23 protein-coding genes and 1 tRNA gene are annotated in these 25105 nt (G+C 32.4%); 13 read left to right on the top strand and 11 right to left on the bottom strand.

Going from position 1 to position 25105, the window contains the following annotated elements:
* Nucleotides 1–397 precede the first annotated feature (397 nt).
* Nucleotides 398–2617, top strand: a complete 2220-nt coding sequence (locus GQ46_RS04995) for an ATP-binding protein (RefSeq protein ID WP_082041708.1) — start codon at nt 398–400, stop codon at nt 2615–2617.
* Nucleotides 2618–2838: 221 nt separating this feature from the next.
* On the opposite strand, the gene GQ46_RS17565 is transcribed toward GQ46_RS04995, so the two are convergent.
* The 4 genes from GQ46_RS17565 to GQ46_RS04980 form a co-directional block, all read right to left on the bottom strand.
* Nucleotides 2839–2976: a hypothetical protein gene (locus GQ46_RS17565; RefSeq protein ID WP_156133104.1), complete on the bottom strand. Its 138-nt coding sequence runs from the start codon at nt 2974–2976 to the stop codon at nt 2839–2841.
* A 417-nt stretch (nt 2977–3393) separates the two neighbouring features.
* On the bottom strand, nt 3394–3885 hold the full coding sequence (locus tag GQ46_RS04990; protein ID WP_044398895.1) for a hypothetical protein: 492 nt from the start codon (nt 3883–3885) through the stop codon (nt 3394–3396).
* Between the two features lie 153 nt (nt 3886–4038).
* Nucleotides 4039–4278, bottom strand: coding sequence for a hypothetical protein (locus tag GQ46_RS04985; protein WP_044398894.1), 240 nt, complete (start codon nt 4276–4278; stop codon nt 4039–4041).
* On the bottom strand, nt 4271–4726 hold the full coding sequence (locus GQ46_RS04980; RefSeq protein ID WP_044398892.1) for an SRPBCC family protein: 456 nt from the start codon (nt 4724–4726) through the stop codon (nt 4271–4273). The genes GQ46_RS04985 and GQ46_RS04980 overlap by 8 nt, the downstream gene beginning before the upstream one ends.
* A 414-nt stretch (nt 4727–5140) precedes the next feature.
* On the opposite strand from GQ46_RS04980, the gene GQ46_RS04975 reads away from it, so the two are divergent.
* The 6 genes from GQ46_RS04975 to GQ46_RS04950 all read left to right on the top strand — a co-directional run bounded on the left by GQ46_RS04975 (nt 5141) and on the right by GQ46_RS04950 (nt 13871).
* Nucleotides 5141–7084, top strand: coding sequence for a peptidylprolyl isomerase (locus GQ46_RS04975; protein WP_044398890.1), 1944 nt, complete (start codon nt 5141–5143; stop codon nt 7082–7084).
* Nucleotides 7084–7938 (top strand): hypothetical protein, encoded by an 855-nt coding sequence (locus GQ46_RS04970; RefSeq protein WP_044398888.1) that lies wholly within the window; start codon nt 7084–7086, stop codon nt 7936–7938. The genes GQ46_RS04975 and GQ46_RS04970 overlap by 1 nt, the downstream gene beginning before the upstream one ends.
* Nucleotides 7901–9346, top strand: a complete 1446-nt coding sequence (locus tag GQ46_RS04965) for a peptidylprolyl isomerase (RefSeq protein ID WP_044398886.1) — start codon at nt 7901–7903, stop codon at nt 9344–9346. Before GQ46_RS04970 ends, GQ46_RS04965 begins: the two co-directional genes overlap by 38 nt.
* Nucleotides 9347–9360: 14 nt before the next feature.
* Entirely contained in the window at nt 9361–10314 is a 954-nt protein-coding gene (locus GQ46_RS04960; protein ID WP_044398884.1) for a MoxR family ATPase, read from the top strand.
* Between the two features lie 487 nt (nt 10315–10801).
* Nucleotides 10802–13069: an aconitate hydratase gene (locus GQ46_RS04955; RefSeq protein WP_044398882.1), complete on the top strand. Its 2268-nt coding sequence runs from the start codon at nt 10802–10804 to the stop codon at nt 13067–13069.
* A 244-nt stretch (nt 13070–13313) separates the two neighbouring features.
* Nucleotides 13314–13871: a TlpA disulfide reductase family protein gene (locus tag GQ46_RS04950; RefSeq protein ID WP_052503524.1), complete on the top strand. Its 558-nt coding sequence runs from the start codon at nt 13314–13316 to the stop codon at nt 13869–13871.
* On the opposite strand, the gene GQ46_RS04945 is transcribed toward GQ46_RS04950, so the two are convergent.
* The 6 genes from GQ46_RS04945 to GQ46_RS04920 all read right to left on the bottom strand — a co-directional run bounded on the left by GQ46_RS04945 (nt 13866) and on the right by GQ46_RS04920 (nt 18889).
* Complete coding sequence (locus tag GQ46_RS04945; RefSeq protein WP_044404572.1) at nt 13866–15011, bottom strand: lycopene cyclase family protein; 1146 nt, start codon at nt 15009–15011, stop codon at nt 13866–13868. The two genes, GQ46_RS04950 and GQ46_RS04945, sit on opposite strands and share 6 nt — an antisense overlap.
* A gap of 16 nt (nt 15012–15027) precedes the next feature.
* Nucleotides 15028–15480, bottom strand: a complete 453-nt coding sequence (locus GQ46_RS04940) for a sterol desaturase family protein (RefSeq protein ID WP_044398878.1) — start codon at nt 15478–15480, stop codon at nt 15028–15030.
* Entirely contained in the window at nt 15480–16319 is an 840-nt protein-coding gene (locus GQ46_RS04935; RefSeq protein WP_044398877.1) for a phytoene/squalene synthase family protein, read from the bottom strand. Before GQ46_RS04935 ends, GQ46_RS04940 begins: the two co-directional genes overlap by 1 nt.
* The gene (locus GQ46_RS04930) at nt 16319–17788 is read right to left on the bottom strand and encodes an NAD(P)/FAD-dependent oxidoreductase (RefSeq protein WP_044398876.1); all 1470 of its coding nucleotides are present in this window, start codon (nt 17786–17788) and stop codon (nt 16319–16321) included. Before GQ46_RS04930 ends, GQ46_RS04935 begins: the two co-directional genes overlap by 1 nt.
* A 2-nt stretch (nt 17789–17790) precedes the next feature.
* Nucleotides 17791–18717 (bottom strand): MerR family transcriptional regulator, encoded by a 927-nt coding sequence (locus tag GQ46_RS04925; protein WP_044398875.1) that lies wholly within the window; start codon nt 18715–18717, stop codon nt 17791–17793.
* Between the two features lie 86 nt (nt 18718–18803).
* Nucleotides 18804–18889, bottom strand: a tRNA-Leu gene (locus tag GQ46_RS04920).
* Nucleotides 18890–19761: 872 nt separating this feature from the next.
* On the opposite strand from GQ46_RS04920, the gene GQ46_RS17560 reads away from it, so the two are divergent.
* Genes GQ46_RS17560 through GQ46_RS04910 form a run of 3 tightly spaced genes read left to right on the top strand, consistent with a single transcriptional unit; the run spans nt 19762 to nt 20802 of the window.
* The gene (locus tag GQ46_RS17560; protein WP_156133103.1) at nt 19762–19935 is read left to right on the top strand and encodes a hypothetical protein; all 174 of its coding nucleotides are present in this window, start codon (nt 19762–19764) and stop codon (nt 19933–19935) included.
* A 22-nt stretch (nt 19936–19957) separates the two neighbouring features.
* On the top strand, nt 19958–20602 hold the full coding sequence (locus GQ46_RS04915; RefSeq protein WP_044398874.1) for a hypothetical protein: 645 nt from the start codon (nt 19958–19960) through the stop codon (nt 20600–20602).
* Nucleotides 20603–20604: 2 nt separating this feature from the next.
* Complete coding sequence (locus GQ46_RS04910; protein ID WP_044398872.1) at nt 20605–20802, top strand: hypothetical protein; 198 nt, start codon at nt 20605–20607, stop codon at nt 20800–20802.
* On the opposite strand, the gene GQ46_RS17070 is transcribed toward GQ46_RS04910, so the two are convergent.
* Nucleotides 20785–21195, bottom strand: coding sequence for a hypothetical protein (locus tag GQ46_RS17070; RefSeq protein WP_052503407.1), 411 nt, complete (start codon nt 21193–21195; stop codon nt 20785–20787). The two genes, GQ46_RS04910 and GQ46_RS17070, sit on opposite strands and share 18 nt — an antisense overlap.
* Before the next feature lie 84 nt (nt 21196–21279).
* Here GQ46_RS17070 and GQ46_RS04900 point away from each other — a divergent pair, with 84 nt between their 5' ends.
* From GQ46_RS04900 to GQ46_RS04890, 3 genes are all read left to right on the top strand, one after another.
* Nucleotides 21280–21540, top strand: coding sequence for a hypothetical protein (locus GQ46_RS04900; RefSeq protein WP_044398870.1), 261 nt, complete (start codon nt 21280–21282; stop codon nt 21538–21540).
* 115 nt (nt 21541–21655) lie between these two features.
* Nucleotides 21656–22240: a hypothetical protein gene (locus tag GQ46_RS04895; protein WP_044398868.1), complete on the top strand. Its 585-nt coding sequence runs from the start codon at nt 21656–21658 to the stop codon at nt 22238–22240.
* 11 nt (nt 22241–22251) lie between these two features.
* Complete coding sequence (locus GQ46_RS04890; RefSeq protein ID WP_044398866.1) at nt 22252–25104, top strand: DUF5906 domain-containing protein; 2853 nt, start codon at nt 22252–22254, stop codon at nt 25102–25104.
* Nucleotide 25105: the final 1 nt, after the last annotated feature.

The raw sequence follows: 25105 nt of genomic DNA, 5'->3' as shown, positions 1-25105 counted from the left end.
TATGTCTTGCCATCAATTGAAAATCATTTAAAAACTATTTTGCAGATCAAAAATGGACTGTTTATGATTTAAAATATTGCTATAACTTATAATCTTACAAAATTAGTACACTAAATTTCTCTGAAACTATAACACATATACAGCGCCAAGTTTATTTTGCTGTTATTGGCTTGAGTTTCAGTAAAACTGTTAAGACTCTCTCAAAAGTACGGATATGGTCTCTTGAAAAAGTGGGAGATCGAATATAGGAGGCTAAATGTCAAGGATATATAAAAAAGGATTAGAAATAGTTAAGTAAAAAACAGCAAAACTCGTTATTTAGACGGTTAATTTTTAGTTAGTTACAAAATATATAATTATTATTGTATACGCTAACCTACTTATAAACCAAACCACCTTGGATAAAAAGACTTTACTGACAATAACGCTAATTTTTCAGTTTGCTATTTATTTCGCTCAGTCGGATTACGAATATTCAAAAACAAAACGATTTTCTGATTTACAAGAAGAAGTCACGCCGGCATCAATTGATTCGCTTATTAAACATGTGTTACGAAAAAGTTATTATGCAAAAGATTATGCGAAAACCATTGATGAAGGTCATGCGCTTATAAAAAAAGCGGAGCAAATAGAATATTATCAAGGGATATCAAGTATATCTAGTATTTTAGGAAATACTTTTCTTCAAATTAACGATACAGTAGCTGCTAAAAAACTATTCACCAAGCAATTAGTTCAAGCACAAACCAGAAAAGATTCACTTAGTTATTTAGGAGCTAGTATTGATTTAGCTAATGTGTATATCAATCAGGAAGAGTATGATAAAGCTATTGATTCTTATAAAGAGGTATTACCTTATGCTGAAAAAATAAAAGATACCATTAGATTATTTATTTTAAATTATAACATCTCAGAGTTGTATTTAGATAAAGCTGAAGTTAGTAAGGCAGAAGAGCATATAGACGAAATTGGTAAATACGTTGTTGCTTTAAAAGCTGAGCCCTTTAAGGCGGGTTATGAACAAATTTTTGGACGCTTTTTATATCTAAAAAACAAATCAGAAGAAGCGATTCCGCACCTCAAAAAAGCTATTGAGATTTCTAAAGCGATTAATTATACAGATGGACTAATTGATGCTTACACCTATTATGCATTGTCAGAATCTAAGCTGGGCAATTATGAAAAAGCTTTTGAGCTTCAACAAGATGTAGATAAATATAAGAAAGAGAAATATAACACAGATAAAATTGAAGCAGTTGAAATGGTTACTGCAAAATTTAATGTTGAACAGTATAAACAAGAATTAAAGGCTAAAGAGCTCCAAACGCAATTAATAGAACAAGAAGTTGTAAAAAACGAAAAAGTATTAATGTGGGTCTTAATTGGGTCTAGTGCGTTAGGACTGCTTTTAATTTCATTATTAGTGTCTTATGTTAAAAGAAAAAAACTGCTTAATGATTTAAAAGAAAAAAACATAAAATATTTATTAGCAAAAGAGAAAAGTGAAGAGTTAGCGAATGCAAAGAGTTTATTCTTTTCTAATATTAGTCATGAGTTGCGCACGCCACTCTATGGTATCATTGGATTGTCTTCCATATTAATGGACGATGTAACTCTAGAGGAGCAAAAAGAGGATGTGAAATCTCTAAAATTCTCAGCCGACTATCTTTTGTCTTTAATTAATGATGTCTTGCAAATAAGTAAATTAGATGCAAAAAAAGAAAAGACTTTAGGCAAGGTGACCTTTAACCTGCGGGAACTTGTTTCCGGAATAATGAAATCTTTTGAGTTTTTAAAGGTTCAAAACACCAATACTTTTAATGTAAATATCTCTAAAAACACACCAAATATATTAATAGGAGACGATGTTAAACTCTCTCAAATTCTTATTAATTTAGTGGGAAATGCCTGCAAGTTTACAGAAAACGGAATAATTTCTTTAGAAATAGAATCCAATAGTGCTGGTAGTGAGGCTGCTAATATTACCTTTAAAATTAAAGATACAGGAATTGGAATTCCCTTAAGTAAGCAGCACGAAATATTCGATGAGTTCACTCAGGTTTCAAATGACGGGGAATATCAAGGTACTGGTTTAGGCTTGCCAATTGTTAAAAAACTTTTAGAATTACATGAGTCTGAAATAACTTTGGAGAGTGAGGAAGGGAAAGGAACACAAGTGAGTTTTACAATTACCTACGCTATTTCTGAAGACAACTATAAAGCATCAAAAGAAATCATATTATTACCTAAAATTTCTATTAATAATAAAACCATTTTGGTGGTTGATGATAATAGAATAAATAGAATAGTAACCCAAAAGATGCTCGAGAAGTATAAAGCTAAACCTTTAGTAGCAGAAAGTGGGGAAAGGGCTATTGAAATAGTTAAAGAAGAAGAAATCGACCTTATTTTAATGGATATTAATATGCCAGGAATGAACGGTTTAGAGACTACTGAGGCTATAAGAGCTTTTAATTCCGATGTTCCGGTTATAGCCTTAACTGCAGTTGAAATTGAAGAAATGCGTGATACCATAGAGAATTCCACAATTTGCGATATTATTATTAAACCTTATGATGAATTGGTTTTTGTAGAAACTATTTTAAAACATATGTAATAAATAAAAATTGTAGTCGCTGACTTTTGTTTTATTGAAATTCATCTCTAGTTGTTTTCTGTAACGGTGGTTTTCTATATATTATGACAGTTTATAATATAATTTATAAAGTTGAAATTTGATATTGAAAGACTGAAATACAGTAAGTTTAACAGGAATCAAATCATTAAACTACTATTTCCCCTTAGTAGCAAGTTATATCTTATACATACTATTTTGCATTATAAAACCTTGATTTTTGGCGTTTTAATAGCTTTTTGTAATGTTGTTTCATGCATCACATAAGCAATTAGACCAGTCTTCATTAAAGGGGATTTATAATCAAGTATGTTACTTTTGTTTTCGGGTCTTAACCCCATTTAGTTAATCTTTTTCTAGTAGATCTTTTAATTAAAATCAAAAAACGGCCGGTTGAACAGTGTTCTAAAGCGTTATCCGCGTAAATAAAGCCTACGGATTATTTGTTGTTTACACCTCGTACACGCTAATCGCTTTGCGCCGTTTATTAATCTAACATGTGCTTTGTTTTTAATAGGTATAAATGGGTAGTATCTAAATAGGGCTGCTAAATAATTTCGTTTATAAAAAACCGACATCATCCATCGTAGTTTCGGGAAATTTGGTTGTAAAAAGCGTCTTAGATTCTTCCAAATAATGAGACTTAACTTTATTAAATAAAGCAGTGATTTAAATTTAAGGGGAAGGTGCTTGGGTCGTTATAAAAAAAAAATCAAGTCCTAAGACTTGATTTTTTAATAAGATATATTTTATTGTTTTTAGAAATCGTCATTAGTTATAATCCACTTGTTTGCAGCGACACTGTAAGTAAGCTCAAAGGCTTTACCTTGCTGTATAATCATGTTTGAATTTTGTTCTATTCTGTTTCCAGAAGAAGAATTTGAATTATTGGCTAATAATATAATATTATTATGATTAGCGAATATTATTAATTGTTGACCATCATCTGCAGCTTTTATTCCTGTCACAATCATGTCTTCCCGCATTTCTAATGCACTTATTCTAGTCCTTGGTATAAACGCTCTACCTTGATTTCTATCCCCTGGGAATATCCCTACGTCAGCATTGTGAATAATAACAGGGTTAGTAAAATCTTCTATACCCGCTTTAGTTATAGCAGAATTATTATTTATAGTAGTATCATTAAAAGAAGGGCTTGTGGCAGCTTCTAGTTGATTTGTTGTTTCTCCTTGAAAGACGAAATTTAAACTGCAAAAGACAGCTAATGGAATGGTAAGTAAATGGTTCATAAGATTTAGTTTTTTAACAGCTCGATAAAAATACACTATTTAAGGTTGAAATGACAAGCATTAACGCTTTTTTTTATAAGTTTTCTACGAAATACACATTAATCTGTTAAAGTGTGTGTTTAAGGGGGTGAATAGCGTTATTTGAACAGTTACTCAGGAGTCAAGATAAACGGCGCCTCGATGAGGTTTTAAAATATCTCTAACGGGTTTCATATCAGGTTCTTCCACTACGAGATAAGCTATGGCGTGCAGTTCGCTTAATAGATCGACCCCTGTAATTTTTAATGAAAACTGTTGCTGTGCTAAATATTGTTTCAAATGAATTTCATGATGTTCGGCAATCTTTAGTGCATCTGGACCACGAAAATCCCAAATCAGTTTTATTTTACGCATCTTGTACAGAAATGCCTTTCTCGGCAAAGTTTTTAAAGTCAGTTAAATATTTTTGAGACTGCTTTTTAAAGGCACTCGGCATTATTAAGGTCATCATACGCATGGCAAAGCTTGTAGGGATAAATTCGTTTTCATTAATCCATTGCGTATGGCCTTCAGGTATGCTTTTAAAATAATTTCGCTGTACGTTGTGCATGCCTTTAGTATCATAATTAACGTGAAACGCATTAGGTAATTTTGATTTAGTAATAGTTTCAGTCAGCGCTATTTGACGATTGCCAAATTTGTAATTCAAAATCATTTTAGCGCCTACTTTACCAGGATCCCCATGTAAGTGTTCAAAACTTTCTAACCCATGTTGCCAATATTTCATATTGGCATGATTATCAAATTTTGTAATAAATTCTTCTAATGGAATTTCAACTATTATTTCTAATGTGTATTTCATTAAATAATCACTTTTTGGCAAGATATAAAAAAAGAGTAACACCATAATTTATTATGCTTTTTATTCCGTCAACCATGTCAAGAAAGGTGTGTTTATAAATTAACTTTAAACCACCATATTCTAATAGCATCAAGGAATATTTAATTATTTAGGATGTAAAAAGCACTAGTCACTACGACATCAGGGCAGCCTTTTCTTCTCAATAAAGGATACAGACTTTTTCTCCTGGTGTTTAACAGTAATAAAATGTATTGTTTATCGTTTACTATAACACTTGTATTATAGTCTAATATTGTTATTTTTGCAAGATTGAAAAACAATTCACTATAATAAAGATGCTTAATAGCTTATCATTTAAAATAAATGATAAATAAAGTAAAGTATATTACCTAAAAACAGAGAGATACATAACCTATGAAGATACAATTAAAAGGATTCTTTTTTGCCTTCTTTTTCGGAATGCTTTTTATGACACAAGCTCAAGAAGATAAAGTGTTGTTTACTGTTGAGAATGAGCCTGTGTATACCCAAGAGTTTATTCGTGTTTATAACAAAAATTTAGATTTAGTAAAAGATGAATCGCAAAAAGACATTGATGCTTATCTAAAACTTTTCATAAATTATAAGCTAAAACTTAGAGAAGCACGACAAATGAAGTTAGACGAGAAACAGTCTTATAAAACAGAATTGCAAAGTTATAAAAATCAATTGTCTAAAAATTATTTGAGTGATAGCAAAGTGACAGATACTTTGGTTATGGAAGCTTACGAAAGGCTAAAGCAAGAAGTCAACGCAAACCATATTTTAGTGAGACTTGATGAAAACGCAAGTGTAGAAGATACTTTAGCGGCTTATAATGAAGCCTTAAAGCTTAGAAACCGTGTGCTAGATGAAGGTTATGCAGCAGTACAGAAAGATGTGCATAACGGAAGAACCATTTTTGCAGAAAATCTAGGGTATTTTTCAGCCTTTAAAATGGTGTACCCTTTTGAAAACGCCGCGTATAATACGAAAACAGGTGAGATTTCAATGCCTTTTAGAACTCGATTTGGATATCATATTGTTGAAGTTTTAGATAAAAGAGCATCTAGAGGTGAAGTGTCTGTAGCGCATATTATGCTCAATGAAAACCAAGATAGCACTGAAGATAGTGAAGTAAAAATAAATGAAATTTACCAACGCTTAAAACAAGGGGAAGCGTTTGAAGCTTTGGCTAAACAGTTTTCCCAAGATAAAAGCTCATCTGCTAAAGGCGGATTACTAAAACCATTCTCAGGAGGAGAGTTGAGTTCTTTAGAGTTTGAAGAAATGGCCTTTGGATTAAATAAAGTAGGGGAAATTTCAAAACCCTTTAAAACAAATTTTGGATGGCATATTATTAAATTAATAGACAAAAAACCAATGTCTACTTATAGCGATATGAAATCAGAATTAGAAAGCAAAATTAAAAGAGACACGCGATCAAAAATTATAAATGATTCTCGGGTTAATGATTTAAAAGCAAGGTATACCATTGTTGAAAATAGTGACGGATTAAATTATTTTAAGACGATAGTAAATGAAGAGTATCAAAATAAACGTTGGAATCTGCCTTCCGATTTTGAGGCAGAAAAAACCTTAGTAAAAATTCAAGACAAAGAATTAACCTATGGCGATTTTGGTATTTATTTAGTAAAAAGCCAGCGCAACAGCAATGCAGCAAATTCAATTGATGCCATAGTTGAGAATCGTTATAAAGATTTTTTAGATAACCAATTATTAAAATATGAAGAAGATAATTTAATAAACGAAAATAAAGAGTTTGCTCAAATTGTTGACGAATACAGAGATGGTTTACTATTATTCGACTTAATGGAAAGTGAAATTTGGAGTGCGGGGAAAAACGATACAATAGCCATTCAAAAGTATTTTGAAGCCTATAAGTCCAATTACTTTTTTAAAGAACGTGTTGTAGCAGTTGTAGCCTCTTCAGCAACAAAAGCTGAGCTTAAAAAAGTCGCTAAGCTTTTTGAGAAAAATAAAAGTGTCGAAGAGATAAAAAAGGTAATAAATACAGATAGTGCTATAAACGTGAGCTTTACAATGGGTGAGATGGATGCGTCTCATCAGGCACTTCCTGATAATTTTATCTTTAAAAAGGGTATTTCTAAAATATACAAACATAATGACGCCTATGTTGTGGTTAAGGTTGACGATGTGCTTCCTAAATCACAAAAAACAATTGAAGAAGCTAAAGGGAGAGTTATTAGTGATTACCAAGAGTTTAAAGAAAATAATTGGCTAAAAGAATTGGCTTTTAAATATACTGTTAAAGTAAATCAAGACGCTTTAGAATCTGTAAAAGCAAAGCTCAACTAATGGTGAAACACTTCAGCTTATATCTCATTTTAGTAATTAGTTTTGCTTCTTGCGATTATTTTCGGCCTACAGAAACCGAAGCGGCTATTGCAAGAGTAAATGAAACGTATTTGTATAAAGCGGATATTTTAAAAATTTTACCAGAAAATTATACAAAATCAGATAGTACTATTTTAGTAAACGATTTTATAAACCGATGGGCAACTAGACAATTATTGGTTCAAGGTGCAGAGTTAAATTTAGAAGAATCTACGCAGGAAGAATTTGACAGATTAGTTGAGCAATATAAAAGCGATTTATACAGTAAAACGTATTTAGAAGCTTTAGTCTATAAAAGTCTAGATACAGTGGTCTCACAGGAAGAGGCATCGGCTTATTATGAAGATAATAAGGACGCTTTTAAATTAAATGAAGAGTTAATAAAATTCAGATATATTAATGTCGATGAAAAACGCTTAGATTTAGAGGATATCAAAGAAAAATTTAAACGTTATACTGCTGAAGATAAATATGTTTTAGATTCTATAGCAATTCAGTTCAAATCCTACTCACTTAAAGATTCGGTATGGATAAGGTTAGATCAAGTCGTTAATGTAATCCCTGTAATTACTGCAGAGAACAAAAATGAACTGTTAAAAAAATCTAATTTTATACAACGTAAAGATTCATTAGGGCTATATTTGATGCAAATTAACGAGGTACTCTTAAGAAATGAAACAGCACCTTTAGAATATGTAAAGCCCACAATTGATCAAATAGTAATCAACAAAAGAAAATTGGAGCTTATTAGGCAGTTAGAAAAAGACATCACAACAGATGCAATTAAAAATAAACAATTTGAAACGTATAATTAATTTGAAACACATTATAGCAGTATGCTTAATTCTTTTTGTGTCTACCGGAATGTTAGCACAAGAAATAATAGACGAAACGCCAAAAGCAGCAGAAAAAGACTCTGTTATGCCATTGGTAAATGTAAAGGTTGATGGCGTATCCGCAGTTATTGGAGAGTACATAATTTTAGAATCTGATATTGAAAAAACCATGAGATTATTAAAATCTCAGGGTATAGATCCTGCGACGTATACAAGATGCCAATTGTTTGGAAGGCTTTTAGAAGATAAATTGTATGCCCATCATGCCATACAAGATAGTATAGTAATTAATGATGCCGAAATCCGCTCGTATGTTAATCAACAGGTAGAACAATTTAAGCAGGAATTTAATGGTTCGTTAAAGGAAGTGCTGGCGTTTTATAAAAAAGATGATGAAAAAAGTCTGAAAGATGAAATGTTCGAAATCAATAAAGCGAACAAATTAGCTTCAGAAATGCAAAAGAAAATAGTAGCAGACATTGAGGTTACTCCTGAAGAAGTACGTCAGTTCTTTAACAAAATAGCTAAGGAGCAACGCCCTACTTTTGGTACAGAATTAAAAGTAGCTCAAATTATTATTGAGCCGGAAGTTACAGAGGAAGACACGCAGAAAGTAATTGATCAGCTTAAAGAATTTAAGAGAGACGTTCAGGAGAATAATGCTAACTTTCGTTCTAAAGTAGTATTGTATACAGATGATATTGCCTCAAAAAAGAATGGTGGACTATACACGCTAAACAGAACGAAACCACAGATGGTTAAAGAGTTTAGAGAAGTTGCTTTTTCTATGCAGGTAGGCGAAATTTCTGAACCTTTTAAAACAGAGTTTGGGTATCATATTATTTTTTTAGAAAAAATTAGAGGACAAGAATATGATGTAAGACACATTCTATTAATTCCAGAAGTCTCTCAAGAATCTGTAAAGGAAGCTAAAGAACGCATGGAAACGGTTAGGAAGAATATAATGGAAGGTAATATTACTTTCGCCGAAGCCGCAAAAGAATCAAGTGATGAGCGTGAAACAAAGTTTCAAGGAGGACAGTTAATTAACCCAGCGACTCAAGATTATAGTTTTGAATTAACCAAGATGGATCCGGAATTATACGGACAAATTCAAAATTTAGAGAATAATGAGATTTCTGAAATCATTGTTGATCGTGATAGAACAGGGAATGTGAAATTCAAAATCATGACTGTTACCGATAGAATTGATGAGCACGAAGCAGATTATGCAAGAGATTACTTAAAAATCAAAGAATTGGCCTTAAGCGAAAAGCGCTTAGATGTTATTGCAAAGTGGCAAAAAGAAAAAATAATGGACACCTATATTAAAATTAGTGATGTCTATAAAGATTGCGACTTCAGTAGTAATTGGTTAAAAAAATAATATAGTTTTAAAACATGTCAGACGTAAACGCGATCAACCAACTGGTAACGAAGTATAAAGCATTAAGGCAAGAAATAGCCAAGGTTATTGTTGGTCAGGATGAAGTGGTTAATCAAATATTGATTTCTATATTTTCTGGTGGTCATGCATTGTTAATTGGAGTTCCAGGTTTGGCAAAAACCTTAATGGTAAATACCATAGCGCAAACCTTGGGATTGGATTTTAAACGCATTCAGTTTACACCAGATTTAATGCCCAGTGATATTTTGGGTAGTGAAATTCTTGACGAAACCAGAAACTTTAAATTTATAAAAGGACCAATTTTTGCTAATATTATTTTAGCAGATGAGATTAATCGTACGCCTCCAAAAACACAAGCCGCATTATTAGAAGCCATGCAGGAAAGAGCGGTTACCGTTGCTGGACAGCATTATAAATTAGACTTGCCGTACTTTGTTTTAGCAACTCAGAATCCCATTGAGCAAGAAGGTACTTACCCTTTACCAGAAGCACAATTAGACCGTTTTATGTTTGCTATTAATCTAAATTACCCAACCTTTGATGAAGAGGTGCAGGTGGTTAAAGCAACAACTACAGATGTCACAGCTTCTGTGAATGTTTTATTTTCCGCTCAGGAAATTATAGATTTTCAACACTTAATTCGAAGAATCCCAGTAGCAGACAATGTTATTGAGTATGCTGTTAAAATAGTTTCTAAAACAAGACCAAATACAGATACAGCCTCAGATTTAGTCGCTAAATATGTAGATTGGGGCGCTGGACCAAGAGCGTCACAAAACTTGATTTTGGCTGCTAAAACGCATGCAGCTATCAATGGGAAATTCTCTCCAGATATCGAAAATGTTCAAGCTGTAGCGACAAGTATTCTAAGACACCGTATTATTAAAAACTATAAAGCTGAAGCAGAAGGCGTAACAGAAGAGCAGATTATCGCATCACTGTTTTAAATTAAAACTCGAGAATAAGTCGATCCGCTCATTTTTTTCTAATTGGTGGTGCAGCCACTAGAGCAGAAGCACTTTTAAAAAATCAACAGAGGTCTTTTGGGAGGCTATTTTAATTTTCGAAATAGTTTTCAATGCGTAACGATTGTGCTGTTTATTGTCTTCTTTTGTAGCGTGATAAGCAAAAAAATCAAAAGTTAAGATACTAGTGCATTTCTACGCAAACGCTATCGTTTTTAATGAAAATTCTATTTTGTTTCTTCAGTTTTCATCGATTCCGGAGTACAGCCACTTGTTAATTTACTATTTTTTCAATATTTAAATTATCATTTTAATAAATTGAAAATGAATTAGTGTTGTTTCATTGAATATAATTCAAAGATTATAGACATTCTCTATATATTTTTAAAGTACTTCGGAATTTTGTAAATTTGCAGACCGAAACTTCGGTAAGAACTTAAATTAAACACACAACCTTAAACTATTATTTATGGCATTCGATATTGATATGATCAAAAAGGTTTATGCTCAAATGGCAGAACGCGTTGATACAGCCCGTGAAGTCGTTGGTAAACCATTAACACTTTCAGAAAAAATTCTTTATAATCACCTTTGGGATGGAAAAGCAACCAAAGCGTTTATTAGAGGTAAAGATTATGTTGATTTTGCACCAGATCGTATCGCTTGTCAGGATGCTACGGCACAAATGGCTTTATTGCAATTTATGCAAGCAGGAAAAAGTAAAGTAGCAGTGCCAACCACGGTTCACTGTGATCACTTAATCCAAGCAAAAGAAGGTGCTGCAAAAGATTTATTGCATGCCAATGATGTAAGTAAAGAAGTGTTTGATTTTTTAGCATCAGTATCTAATAAATATGGTATTGGATTCTGGAAACCAGGAGCAGGTATTATTCACCAAGTGGTTTTAGAAAATTACGCTTTTCCAGGCGGAATGATGATAGGTACAGATTCTCATACTGTAAATGCTGGTGGATTAGGAATGGTGGCTATAGGAGTAGGAGGAGCAGATGCTGTAGATGTTATGGCCGGTATGGCTTGGGAATTAAAATTTCCTAAATTAATTGGTGTCAAATTAACAGGTAAGTTATCGGGTTGGACAGCACCTAAAGATGTGATTTTAAAAGTAGCAGACATTCTAACCGTAAAAGGAGGAACAGGTGCTATTGTAGAATATTTTGGACCTGGTGCAACAGCAATGTCATGTACAGGAAAAGGAACGATCTGCAACATGGGAGCAGAAATTGGCGCGACAACTTCAACTTTTGGTTACGATGAATCTATGGAACGTTACTTACGTGCTACAGATAGAGCAGATGTTGCCGATGCAGCAAATAAAGTAAAAGAGTATTTAACAGGCGATGCAGAAGTGTATGCAAATCCAGAACAGTATTTCGATCAAGTAATAGAAATCAACTTGTCTGAATTAGGACCCTTATTAAACGGGCCATTCACGCCAGATTTATCAACACCAGTTGGTAAAAATATGACTGAAAAAGCGAAAGCTAATGACTGGCCAATTCAAGTAGAATGGGGGTTAATAGGGTCTTGTACAAACTCTTCTTATGAAGATTTATCACGGGCCTCATCGATTGCACAACAAGCGATTGATAAAGGTTTAAAAATGAAATCTGAGTTAGGAATCAACCCTGGTTCTGAGCAAGTACGTTACACGGCAGAACGTGACGGTCTATTGCAAATCTTTGAAAACTTAAATGCGAAATTATTCACCAATGCATGTGGACCATGTATTGGGCAATGGGCAAGATATAGTGATCCTAAAAATGCACCAAAAAATAGTATCGTGCATTCATTTAATAGAAACTTCGCTAAGCGAGCAGATGGAAACCCAAATACGCATGCTTTTGTAGCGTCTCCAGAAATTACTGCAGCGATTGCTATTGCAGGGCGTTTAGATTTTAATCCAATGACGGACAAGTTAATTAACGAAAATGGAGAAGAGGTCATGTTCGATGAGCCAACAGGATGGGAATTACCGCCTAAAGGTTTCGAAGTTGAAGACGCTGGGTATGTGGAACCTATTGAAGATGGTACAGGAGTAAGTGTCGTGGTAGATGAAGATTCTGAACGTATCCAATTATTAACACCTTTCGAACCAATTGGTAGCGAAATTAATGGTGCTAAACTATTAATAAAGGCCTTTGGGAAATGTACAACAGATCATATTTCTATGGCTGGACCTTGGTTGCGTTTCCGTGGCCATTTAGATAATATCTCTAATAACTGTCTAATAGGGGCTGTTAATGCCTTTGGAAAGAAAACAAACTTTGTTAAAAATCAATTAACAGGAGAGTTTGGAGGGGTGCCAGATACTGCAAGAGCTTATAAAGCGGCTGGTGTTAAATCAATAGTTGTTGGTGATCATAACTATGGTGAAGGGTCGTCTAGGGAACACGCAGCAATGGAACCAAGACACTTAGGTGTGGCTGCAGTGATTGTAAAATCATTTGCGCGTATACACGAAACAAACTTGAAGAAACAAGGGATGTTAGGGTTGACTTTTGCTAATGAAAGTGATTATGACTTAATTCAAGAAGATGATTCATTTAATTTCTTAGATTTAAATGAATTTGCTCCAGATAAACCGTTAACACTGGAAATAGTGCATACAGATGGTAGTAAAGAGGTTATTAAATTAAATCATACTTATAACCAGGCACAAATTGATTGGTATAATGAAGGATCTGCTTTAAACCTGATTAAAAAAGAAAATGCATAAGTAATACCATATGTCTTAACAAAAAAACTCCTGATAAACATCAGGAGTTTTTTTATGCGTCTTTGTAAATAGCAAACAATTCTGGTCAAGGGCTAGAGTTTGAACTACATAAAAAAGGGATATTAGACTTTTTTGTAAATGATATTCCTAATAAATAGGAAGTATAATCCAGAGTAGTATCCTTAGTTTTTATTAAATTTGAAGTGTCCATGGGAGTATTGACGTTCCATTAATGTTAAAGATTATGAAAAGACTATCTGTTAAAAACATCATTCTTTTAATTGTCATCATATTACTGATGATTCCACAAAGCAGGCAACAAATTCAAATTGTGCTACATAAAGGTTTCGCCATGTTTAGCCCAAGTGTAGAACCTGAAGATAGTTTGGAGCAAATAAGCACCTATAATTGGATGCTTAAAGATTTAGAGGGAAATGCCTTCGATTTAAATAATAGTAAAGGTAAAGTAACCTTAATCAATCTTTGGGCGACATGGTGTCCGCCTTGTATTGCCGAGATGCCTTCCATTCAGGCATTAAGTACTGATTATAAAGACAAAATAGACATTATTTTAGTCTCAAATGAAGACCAGGAGGTGGTAAAGCGCTTTTTAAAGAAGAAAAACTACGATTTACAAATCTATACACCAACAACGGAGGCTCCCGAAACATTTGATGTGAAAAGCATTCCAAGAACGTTCTTATTAGATAGAAAAGGAAATATTATTATTGATGAATCTGGTGCGGCAAATTGGAATAGTGAAAAGGTAAGAAAAACCATAGATGAATTACTAAGGCTATAAGGTTTTAAAAAAGGCTTTGATAAAAGCGGTTGAAAAAAGTGAGCCCATGATGTTTAGTTCTTCTTTAAGGGATGACTCTTCATCTAAAAATTTAAACATGGTTTCTACAGTGTTTTTAGTATAAAATTGCTCAAAAATCCACTCACCCTTATGATTTTCATCGTGAAGCACTTTTAGAAAAACTTTATCATAAAAAGCATATTTGTTTTTGAATAAATTTTTTGAGGGTTTTTTATCTTGTTTTAAATTTAAAATAATCTTGGCAACCTTTTTTTCAGTGTGCTTAAACGAGTAGCCAGTACTTCCTTTTACCCAACCTCCAGCGGTTCCAATTTTTGTAATATTTTTAGAAGAGTAGTGATTAAAAGGAAAATCAGTCATGGGGATGCTTCCTTTTTCTGTTTCAGAAATACTGTACTGCTCTATTTTTAATACTTCTGTTATGTACCTCTCAATATAACTATCATAAACGGCCTCTTCAACGGTCTCTGGTGAAAAATAGGTGAATTCTATTAATGCCTTGGTTTCAGAAAAGGGTAGTACATAAGTAAACGTTGTTTTATCGCCATCTTTTAATCTGTAATCCATCATGGTGAAGTGTTCCACCTTAAAAGTAGGTCTGTCAGTTTCAATAGTCCAGCCTTTGAAGTGTTGAATAACTCTTGTGTAATTGTCGATTTCTGAATAGAATTCAGGAGAAATTCTGCTGTCAAAAACATGATTAGCACTGAGCGTTTGGGTTTCTGTTTTTACTAAAGGTTTATCATGGTCTTCAACAGAAAGGACGGCTTCCAAAATGAAATGAATAGTAGTATGTTTTCTTAAGCGTGTTTTGGCTTCATTATAAAAATCAATCGCTTGAATCGATTTATAAGTGTAAGGCTTTAAGTCTAGTTCAAGTTTTTTATTTGAAGAATAGAATAGCGCTTTATCCCAAACTTGTTTAACGATGTTGTCCCATCTACCCGTGCCTTTTTCCCAAAAACTCCAGGTTTTATCGTTATTGTTTTTAGCGTCTTTGTCAATAAGCGCTATTTGTTTATTATTGAAATAGGGGTCTTCAGCAAGCGCTAAGGCCAATTGTAATCCAGCCAATCCATTTCCAATAATAATGTAATCGAAATGCGAGTGTATGGTCATTTCTTTTAAAGAAAGTTTATGAACGTTTGAAGTATTTAAAAGGAACAAATAACATTCCAAAACATTCGCCATGTCCTTTTCCTAAATGCTTGTGGTGTATCTTGTGCGCACGTCTCACCCCTTTAGCATACCAATTATTGGCATTGCGAAAAATTTTAAAACGTTGGTGTATAAAAATGTCGTGAACAATAAAATAAGCAGCACCGTAAGCCATAATGCCAAGACCAATGGGCAAGCAATACCAAAGACCTTCATAACTCCATAAATAAAAACAAGTCATGCTTACTACAGCGTAAAAAATAAAAAAGGCATCATTGCGTTCAAACCAGCTATCATGATCTTTTTGATGGTGATCTTTATGTAGGGACCATAAAAAACCATGCATGACATATTTATGTGTGAACCACGCCATAAATTCCATTATCGAAAAAGTGCCTAAAAACACTAAGATCCAGTATACAATATTCATTATAATAAATTGAGTTGATATTTTACATAGCTTCTAGTGAGAAGCTCTATTTTTTTATAATTTGGGACTCTAATTCTAGTCGATTTAATATCTAAAGCGGGCGTCTTTTTTAGTTTTTTAAGAAGCTGACTATAATATCTATAGGCCATAAAGACACCAAATTTGGCTTCTATAGGTAATTGTTTAATGCCTTTTAAGCCTTCAGAAAAGTCATGCTCAATATCTGTTATTATTAGTTGCTTGGCTTCCTCATTTAGATTGTTTAAATCTGTATTTGGAAAATAAGTACGTTCTAATTCATCAAAATCTGCTTTTAAATCTCTTAAAAAATTTACTTTTTGAAACGCAGAGCCCAATGACATGGCAGAATCTTTCAATGAATCGTACTCAACTTGATCGCCTTTAACGAATACTTTTAGGCACATCAAGCCAACAACATCTGCAGAGCCATAGATGTAATCTTTATATTCACTCTCGGTTAAATAAGTCGTTTTATGAAGGTCTAATCGCATGCTGCTCATAAAAGCAGTAACCATGTGTTTTTCTATATTATACTTGTGATAGGTATGTTGAAAAGAGTTTAAAATGGGGTTTAAACTTATTTTTTCTGTTAATGCAAATTCTAAATCTTTTTCGAAAGCCTCAAATAATTCTTTTTTATTATAGTCATGAAAAGTGTCAACAATTTCATCTGCAAAACGAACAAACCCATAGATATTATAAATATCCTGTCTAATGGTATCTGATAGCATTTTAGTCGCCATTGAAAAAGAGGTGCTATAAGACTGTGTTACAATCTTACTACAATTATAAGAAACCGAATCAAATAATGTCTTCATTAGTTACTATGGTGTTTTTTTATTAATCCTGCTACTAATTTTCCTGATATTAATGCTGGGGGAACACCAGGTCCAGGAACGGTTAACTGTCCTGTAAAATACAAATTTTTTACTTTTTTACTTTTTAATTTTGGTCTTAAAAAGGCAGTTTGAAGTAAAGTATTTGCCATACCATAGGCATTTCCTTTATAAGAATTGTAATCCTTAATAAAATCATTTACACAAAAGGACTCTCTAAAGATAATAGATTCTTTAACATTTTGTGATGTTAAATTTTCAAATCTTGTAATAATTTTCTCAAAATAAGACGCTCTAATCGCTTCGGAATCTTCTATTCCTGGCGCTAAGGGTATTAAAAAGATACCTGCTTCTTTTCCTGAAGGCGCTACACTGTCGTCTGTTATACTTGGAAAACTAGCATAAAACAATGGATTTTCTGGCCATTTAGGGGCATCATAAATGTCCTTTGCATGGGCCTCAAAATCAACATCAAAAAAGAGCGTATGATGATTTATATTTGTTAACTTTTTATCGAATCCCACATAAAACAACAAAGAAGAAGGGGCAAACGTTTTTTTGCTCCAGTAATTTTCAGAGTATTGTCTGTGTTTCGTATCTAAAAGTGTCTCACTGTGGTGGTAATCTGCGCCACTTAAAACGATGTCGCAATTTACAGAAGCGCCATTAATTAATAATTCATGAGCTTTGCCTTGAGCATCAACGTTTATTTTATTAACTGCAGCATTCGTTTTTATTTCCACACCTAATGATGTCGCTAGTTTTTCTAAAGCCAGTATAACCTGATACATGCCTTTTTTTGGATGAAAGGTTCCAATACCAAAATCTGCATAATTCATAAAACTATAAAAAGAAGGCGTTTTACTAGGCTTAGCGCCTAAAAATAAGACGGGAAACTCTAAAATCTGAGCCAATCGCTCATTTTTAAATTCTTTCCTTACATCTCGTTTTATAGTACTTAAAAACTGATTGATCTTTTTAATGGTTACCGGAGTGATTAATTCTATGGGTGAAACACCTGGTCTATACACTAAATCTTTTATCGCAACATCGTAATTGTTTTTTGCGTTATCTATAAACTTCTTAAGACTTTTTGAGCTCCCAGGTTCTTCGACTTCAAAAGCAGCATAAATTTTATCAATAGTATCTTCAATGGTGATGTAATCATCTTTTCCAAAGTAAACTGAGTAGGCAGGATTTAATTTTTCAAGGGCATAGTAATCTGAAGGGCTTTTACCAAAATCTGCAAAAAAGCGTTCGAAAACGTCAGGCATCCAATACCATGTTGGCCCGATATCAAAGGTAAACCCTTGCTTTTTTAATTGTCTTGCTCTTCCGCCTATGGTGCTATTCTTTTCATAAATAGTAACATGATTTCCGTCTTTTGCTAAGTAACAAGATGCAGCCAATGCTGAAAATCCAGAACCTATAATAGCGATTTCTTTACTCATTTTTAACCTGCTTGTTGATTAGTACTATCTAGACTGTCCAGAATATCTTTTATAGTGTCCAGAATGGTTATTTTATCGTCGAGTTGTTCTTTTTCTATATGAATGGCTTGTCTACCAGAAATAAATAAAGAATGGTTAGAATTTTGAAGAATTTTTTCTGAAAACTCAATTAAATAGTCATTAATAATCTCCTTTTCGGGCTTTATGGTAAAGGATGATACATAAATAATTTTACCATAATAATCTGTGAGATATTTTAAACTATCTATTGGTACACTTTGTCCCAAATAGATACTATGAAATCCTCTTTGTGTTAACTCGTAATTTATAAAAAGCAAGCCTAACTCATGAATTTCATTGTCAGGGAGAAATAAAACATAAATCTCGCCATCATTTTTTATCTGTGAAACCTTAGAAATTTTATCAGTATGCACTAATATTTTCTGTTTTATAAGTTCAAAAATAAAATGCTCGTGAGCAGGTGTTATGGTGTCTGTCTGCCATAAAAGGCCGATATTCTCTAACAAAGGAACAAAAACTTCATAAAATATAGCACTAAGACTTTTATGGTTGACTAAATTATTAAAAGTGCTTAAGAATAGCGCTTTATCAAAATTTAGCATAGCCATTTTGAACAAATTAACGGCATGATTACTTGAATCTTTACTTAAAGCGATTTCTTTGACTAAAAGGGGGATTTCTTCACTTTCAAGATTAGCTATTTTTGATACTTTGTATCCGTTTTTGTTTAAAAATGAAATATTTAAGAGTTTTTGAAGGCTTGATAGACTATAGTATCTAATATTAGTATCCGTTCTGTTAGGTTTAAAGAGATTGTATCGTTTTTCCCATATTCTTATGGTATGCGCTTTTATACCCGAAAGGTTTTCAAGATCTCTTATGCTAAATTTTGTTTTTATATTGTTCATTATTCAGCTAAAATAGTTAAACAAAAATTAATAACTTAAATTTTAACAAACAATTATTTTTGAAGAAGTCTTGATTTTTAAAAAAGTGCGCACGAGAAGACTCGAACTTCCACGACCTAAAGCGGTCACTGGCCCCTCAAGCCAGCGCGTCTACCAATTTCGCCACGTGCGCATTTTAAAGTAAAGATAAAAAAAAAGTTAAGCATATAGCTTAACTTTTTTTAGTGACCGGGCTGGTATTATCCCCACTATTGTTAAGTATTTATATGTTAGTATTTTATCTTTTTTTTCGGTGCGTTTTCGGGTAGTTATTCCGTTGTTGGACGGTAATTTTCTGTTTTCAATCAGCCAAATTATCGACTAGAAAATCACGTTTTAAACCTTTCCCTTTCCCCTTTCCCCAATCATTAATAAAAACTTTTAGTAACTGCGTTACAGAAAGTAATTAAAAGTGTTTTTTTGAGAAACCTTGAGCAACCTAATGACCAAAGATAGCAACCTCTTTTTTTATATATATTATTTATTTAATATTTTTTTTATTCTATATTCTTTAAAAAAACTGTAACACAGTAACAGTAATTATAAATAACTATAAATCAATAAGTTATAGCGTTACAGTTTTGTTACAGATGTGTTACAGTTTTGTTACAGTTTTGAATTTCTGTAACACAATGTTTTCATGAATATCGCTTTTAATTTTTTCGATGAAATACATATATTTTTCGTTAAAAACATGATTCGTTTTAAATCAAATCATAAAATATTGTAATTCAATAGATTAAAACAATAACGAACTTATTTATCAATTATAATAATACACCTTGTTTACGGTTATACCCGTATTTTAACTATATTTAACGCTCAACGCGCTTTGTGTATTTGATTTTAGACTTAAACATCATTATATTGTGACGTTCTTATTATTTCTCCTACGATAAGAAAAGTTTTAACCAAGACTAATGCAATAAATAATTCTTTTTAGAATTCCGTCTGAACTTGAATACTATTAAAGTGTTTTTAACTAATCCTTAATATATTCAAAACATGAAAAAATTATTTTTTGCTTTATCTGTAGTATTTTTAACAATAAACTTAAATTCTTGTTCTACACCAGAACTTACAGAAAATGAAGAAAACACAGAACTCGCAACCGGGCATGGAGACAGCACCAATTCAGGATCGACTGACGAACCAGCGCCAGACAACGGAGAAGATTAAAAAAAACATTATTTATTTTATATTGGCAGTTGCTTGTGCGACTGCCTTTTTTTGTCATGAAACGTTAGCCTCTAAATCTAATGAGTTAATTGAAAAAACCGAAATTTGGGAAGCTGCAAAAGCTAAAAGAACGCAAGCTTTAAATGTTTTAAAAGATAATGCTTCAGGTACCCAGGACCACAATATTTACTTAGTAGAGAAAATTAAAACAGACCAAGCCTTTGAAGACCTTGAAGCCGTTATTGAAAAAGAACGCTTTCTGCAATTTAAAAATCTACAGCAATTTTTAGGTGAATTTGGTTGGGCCTCTGGTTTATTTCTTTACTCACTTTTTAATTTAATTATTACACTAATTCGTAAAACTAAAACCTACTACGGTGAACTTGGTTTACACACTACACTATTATATATCTCATTTTTCTATTTAAGATGGGCCTTTTTAAAAGAAGATTATTCAAACTGGCAATATATTCTAACCAACCTGGTTTGTATCACAACTTTAATAATTGCGACTTACTATTTTGTAGAGCGAAAACTTCAAGATGTAGAAAACTTACTTTACAATATTAGATTATTAACCAGGCATATTGTAAAAAGCAAACCAGAAAATAACCCAACTCCCTATGTTAAAAGCTATATTAATCTATTTAAAAAGTTGCGATCTTAATCATGGGAAATCTAAACGAAATAGAAAAATTTTTAAATAAAGATTTTTTCGATAAAGAGACGCGAGAACAAATTAGAAAAGACTTTGCAGACCATTTAGAAAGTGAATGTAATACAAAAGACGCGGAAATAGCAGCTAACGAAACTAAGTTGCTTAATATAAATAAGCGTGACTTAAAAAGCTTATTGGTTGGTTTTTGATAATAAATTATTTTGGTAATCTATAATAGCATCCTTTTTATGGTTGCTCAAATAACTTTTAAAGACTGGGTTACTCTCAAACTTCTCTTTGTGGCCCATAATTAAATCTACAATTTTTTGTACTTCTATTTTATTGGTGCCGTTATCAATAAAACCATTATCCTCCTCAATAATCATGTTTCCTTCTCCAGTAATCAACCAAATTTTGTTTAAATCTTCGTAGTTTTCGAAAATTATCGTCAAAAAAGTTTCTGAAAAGCTGCTTTTTAACTTATTTGTGTCTAAAAACCCCCTTTTTATACCAGTAGTCTCGTAAAATTCTTTTTTTCCAATCCCTTTAAAATCAAGGTATTGCACTAATCTTTCCTTAGAAGTTGCGATTATTGTCGTCATTTATTTGTTTTTAACGAAGATTATCGTTTATATTTGTAAAGCGTAAACAATATACGTAAAACGGTAAACAGAAAAAAATATAATATGGCTATTTCAGAAGAATTTAGAGAAAAAATTAAAAACCAATTTGGTGATGGCTTTCGTTACACAACAGAGGTAAAAAAAATCCTTAAATCTCAAAAGAAAACGAATACAAATGGCGAAGCTTATTCAAGCGATCATATTCGTGCAATCTACAATGGTAAGCGTGACAACCAAGATATAGAATTGGCAATACTTCAGTTCTTTAAAAAAATCAAGGATAAGGCTAAAAAAATAAAAACGCTTGAAAAATCATTTGATTGATTGTTGATAAGAGTAGGGTAAACCAATAGTGTAGTTAAATATACATTGATTTTTAGCAGCTCTACTCTTTTTTTTCTACACAAAGTAAGCGGGATTAACTATAAACTTAATTAAAATGCAAAAACACATTATTTTACACGGTACCCAGGATGAGATTGATAATTCAAAATCATTATCTCATATTTTAAAAAAATGTAACGCTTTTTCAATATTAAATTGTATTTCTCCAACAGCGGCCATAAGCACACAAATGAACCTTAGATATATAGGCGAAAACGTTGATCTTGTTCTGGTTTACACTAATAACAACCAGTTAGATTTTTGCGAGGTTTTACAATACATTAAGTCTAATGTTTACGCAGTAAAAAAGGCACTAACATTTGTTTTTTTAACCAGAACAAAACCATTTGTAGTTAACTCTTATATCTCTAAACACTTCAATGTAATTGATGTTTCTAAAGAAGATGAAAAACTAGAGTTTTTAGATAATACTGTGAGCCTTTCGCGCATAGATTCAAAAATACAATTTGTTCAGGAAATGATTGATGCGGTTGATGTTTCTAACAACTATTCAAAATCAGAAAAAGACCTTTTTAACAACTACTTTAAAAAAACTATTCACGAGTTAAATGTAGAGCGCTACAAGTATTCCAACAATTTAACAAAAGAGGTTTTAGCTTCTATTAATGTAAATCATTAGAAATAAGATTAATGAGCCAACAATTAAGCGATAAAATTTACCAAGCCTCAAATAAAGGTTTAGATATTATTACCAGTGTGCATCCAGATGCATTAAACATAGGTAGTAATAGCAAAAAAACCTTTCGCGCTAAAAACGATACAACCAAGCATGGCAGTAGTACCATTAAATTAATTAAAGGTATATACTGGATGGCTGATTGGGTAGAAAGCAATAAGGCAAAAACAGGTATTCAGGTTTATATGGATGATCGCCAATGCGATTACATAACGGCCTTAAAAGAACTCGCTGTAAAATTTGGAGTTACCACAAACCCAAAAGATTTACCTAGTGCAATACTAGAATTTAAAGAGGCTAAACCTACAGAAAAAGTGGGTTGTACATTCGATTATAATAACAAAATTAATGACTTTGAATTAAAAACACTTGGTCCAGAGGTAACAGAAAAACTTTGTGATGAGTTTAATATTAAAAGCTGTAAATCATTTACTCGTATTACCGAAAGTGGAAAAAAGGTAATTTCAACTGCAACTGCAGACTATCCTATTTTTGTTTTCGACTTTGGTTCATGGCAAAAAATATACCAACCGCTTAACCAGGACAAAAGGTATCGTTTTAGTTATAATGGTATTAAACCAGCTAATTTTATTTTTGGTTTTGAACTTCTACCAGATAAACAGGTACAACACGCTTTTAATGTTGAAGCGGAATGGGATTACGAAAAAAAGACAAAAGGACCTAAAAAGCAAGATTTAAAACTAGACAATATTATAATCGCTTCTGGTGATCGTGACGCCTTAAATATTGCTTCTTTTGGTTATAACGTGATTTGGTTAAATTCTGAATCCGATAGGTTAACTAGATCAGACTATATCGAGTTAAAAAAACTAGCTAGTAATATTTACATTTTACCGGATATTGATGGACCTGGTATTGAAGCTGCTTTAAAATTTGGTATTGAGTATGACGATATAAAAATTATTTGGTTGCCTAAATGGTTGAGAAATCAAAAAGACTTTAGAGGCAATGGTTTAAAAGACTTTAGAGACTATGTACTAAAAACCTACTATTCTGGTAGCGAGTATATTTTTAAAAAGAATTTAGAAAAATTAGTTGAAAACGCAATGCCTTTGCGTTTCTGGAATGAAACCTGGATTCCTAAAAAAGAAGCTTTAAAATACGATTATAACAACACTTATGCCATGCATTTTATCGAGCATCAAGGGTATTTTGTATATGAGAGCGACCAGAGCAAAGAGGACTACGAATTTGTAAAAGTTACTGGTAACATTGTACAAAAGGTAAAAGGTCACCATATTAAAAAGCATCTTTTCAACCATTTAGAAACCACTAACAAACCAGTGAATTTACGTAATATGTTGCTAAGAACTAATCAACTTAGCGATAAAAGCTTATCTCAATTAAATAGAATAGAACCTTCTTTCGAAAAGGCTAATTTTTCAACTCAATATTTGTTTTTTAATCACCAAACATGGGAGGTTACAACAAAAGGAATAAAAGCTAAAAAGCTAGGTAGCGTAAAAAATTACGTTTGGAAAAGTGATATAATACAACACGAACCAAAAATACAAGAGCAACCATTTACTATTACAAAATTAGACGATGGTAGTTATGATATTGAAATACACACTACTACAAATAAATACCTTAATTACTTAATAAACACCAGTAGAGTGTATTGGCGTGAAGATTTAGAAGTGCCATATATAACCGAAACAGGTTTTAATAAGGTTGAAAAAGAGAAATACTTTAAAGAAAATCAATTTAACATCGCTGGTAAAAACCTAAGTCCATCACAGATACATGAGCAAAAGCAGCATTTAGTAAATAAAATCTTTACGGTAGGTTACTTGTTACATTCTTATAAGAGCAAAAGTAAAGGCTGGGCAGTATGGAACATGGATTACAAAGTGGTTGACGATCTTGAAAGTAATGGCGGTACTGGTAAATCTCTTTTTTTTAATTTACTCTTTCCTATACTCAAAAACGTTAAGCAAATAGAAGGACGGCAAAAAGGCCTTGCAGATAAAGACTTTTTATTTGATGGTGTGACAGATAAAACCGATTTGGTTTTTATAGATGATGCAGACGCTTATTTTCGTTTCAATAGATTATTTACAGCTATTACCGGAGACCTACAAGTAAACCCAAAAGGTACCAGTGCTTATGAAATTAAGTTTGATAAATCACCAAAAATTGCAATTTCATCAAACTTTGGTTTGCAAGATGTAGACGGCTCAACCAGACGTAGATTATTGTTTGTATTAACTGGAGATTATTACCACGACAAAAGCGACGATTACAACGAAGGTAGACAGGTAAGCGACGATTTTGGTGGTAAGCAGCTACTTTCAGACTTCACACCTACAGACTGGGAAGATTACTACAACGCTACAGCGTATTGCACAAGCTTTTATTTAGGTTGTGAAGGCAAACTAAATCCCCCAATGGATAATGTAGAAAAGAGAAACTTAGTGCGCGAAATGAAGTCGCCATTTAAAAACTGGGCAGATCTATATTTTACCATTGAAGATAAAACCTTAAATGCTGAACTGGAAAGAAAGCAACTGTATTCGCTTTTTAAGGATAGCGCAAACCAACCAAATTACAGCCCAAATAGATTTAAAAAGAGTTTAGAGAGCTGGTGTAAGTTTTATGGATATAAACTTAATCCCGAAAATTACGCTCGTGTAAAAGACGGCCGAATAATAGATCGATTTAATGGTAAACCAACCGAGTTTTTTATTATTCAAACCGAACCAGAGGCAGACTTAATTAAAGTTGAAAAACCACAATTAACCATTATTCCAGAAGCCGAAAAAGAGGAAGATATACCATTTTAAT

This window comes from Lacinutrix sp. Hel_I_90 (genome assembly GCF_000934685.1).
In the GTDB taxonomy this organism is placed as follows: Bacteria; Bacteroidota; Bacteroidia; order Flavobacteriales; family Flavobacteriaceae; genus Lacinutrix.
The sequence above is the reverse complement of the archived record's forward strand: the minus strand, read 5'-3'. Positions and strand labels throughout refer to the sequence as shown.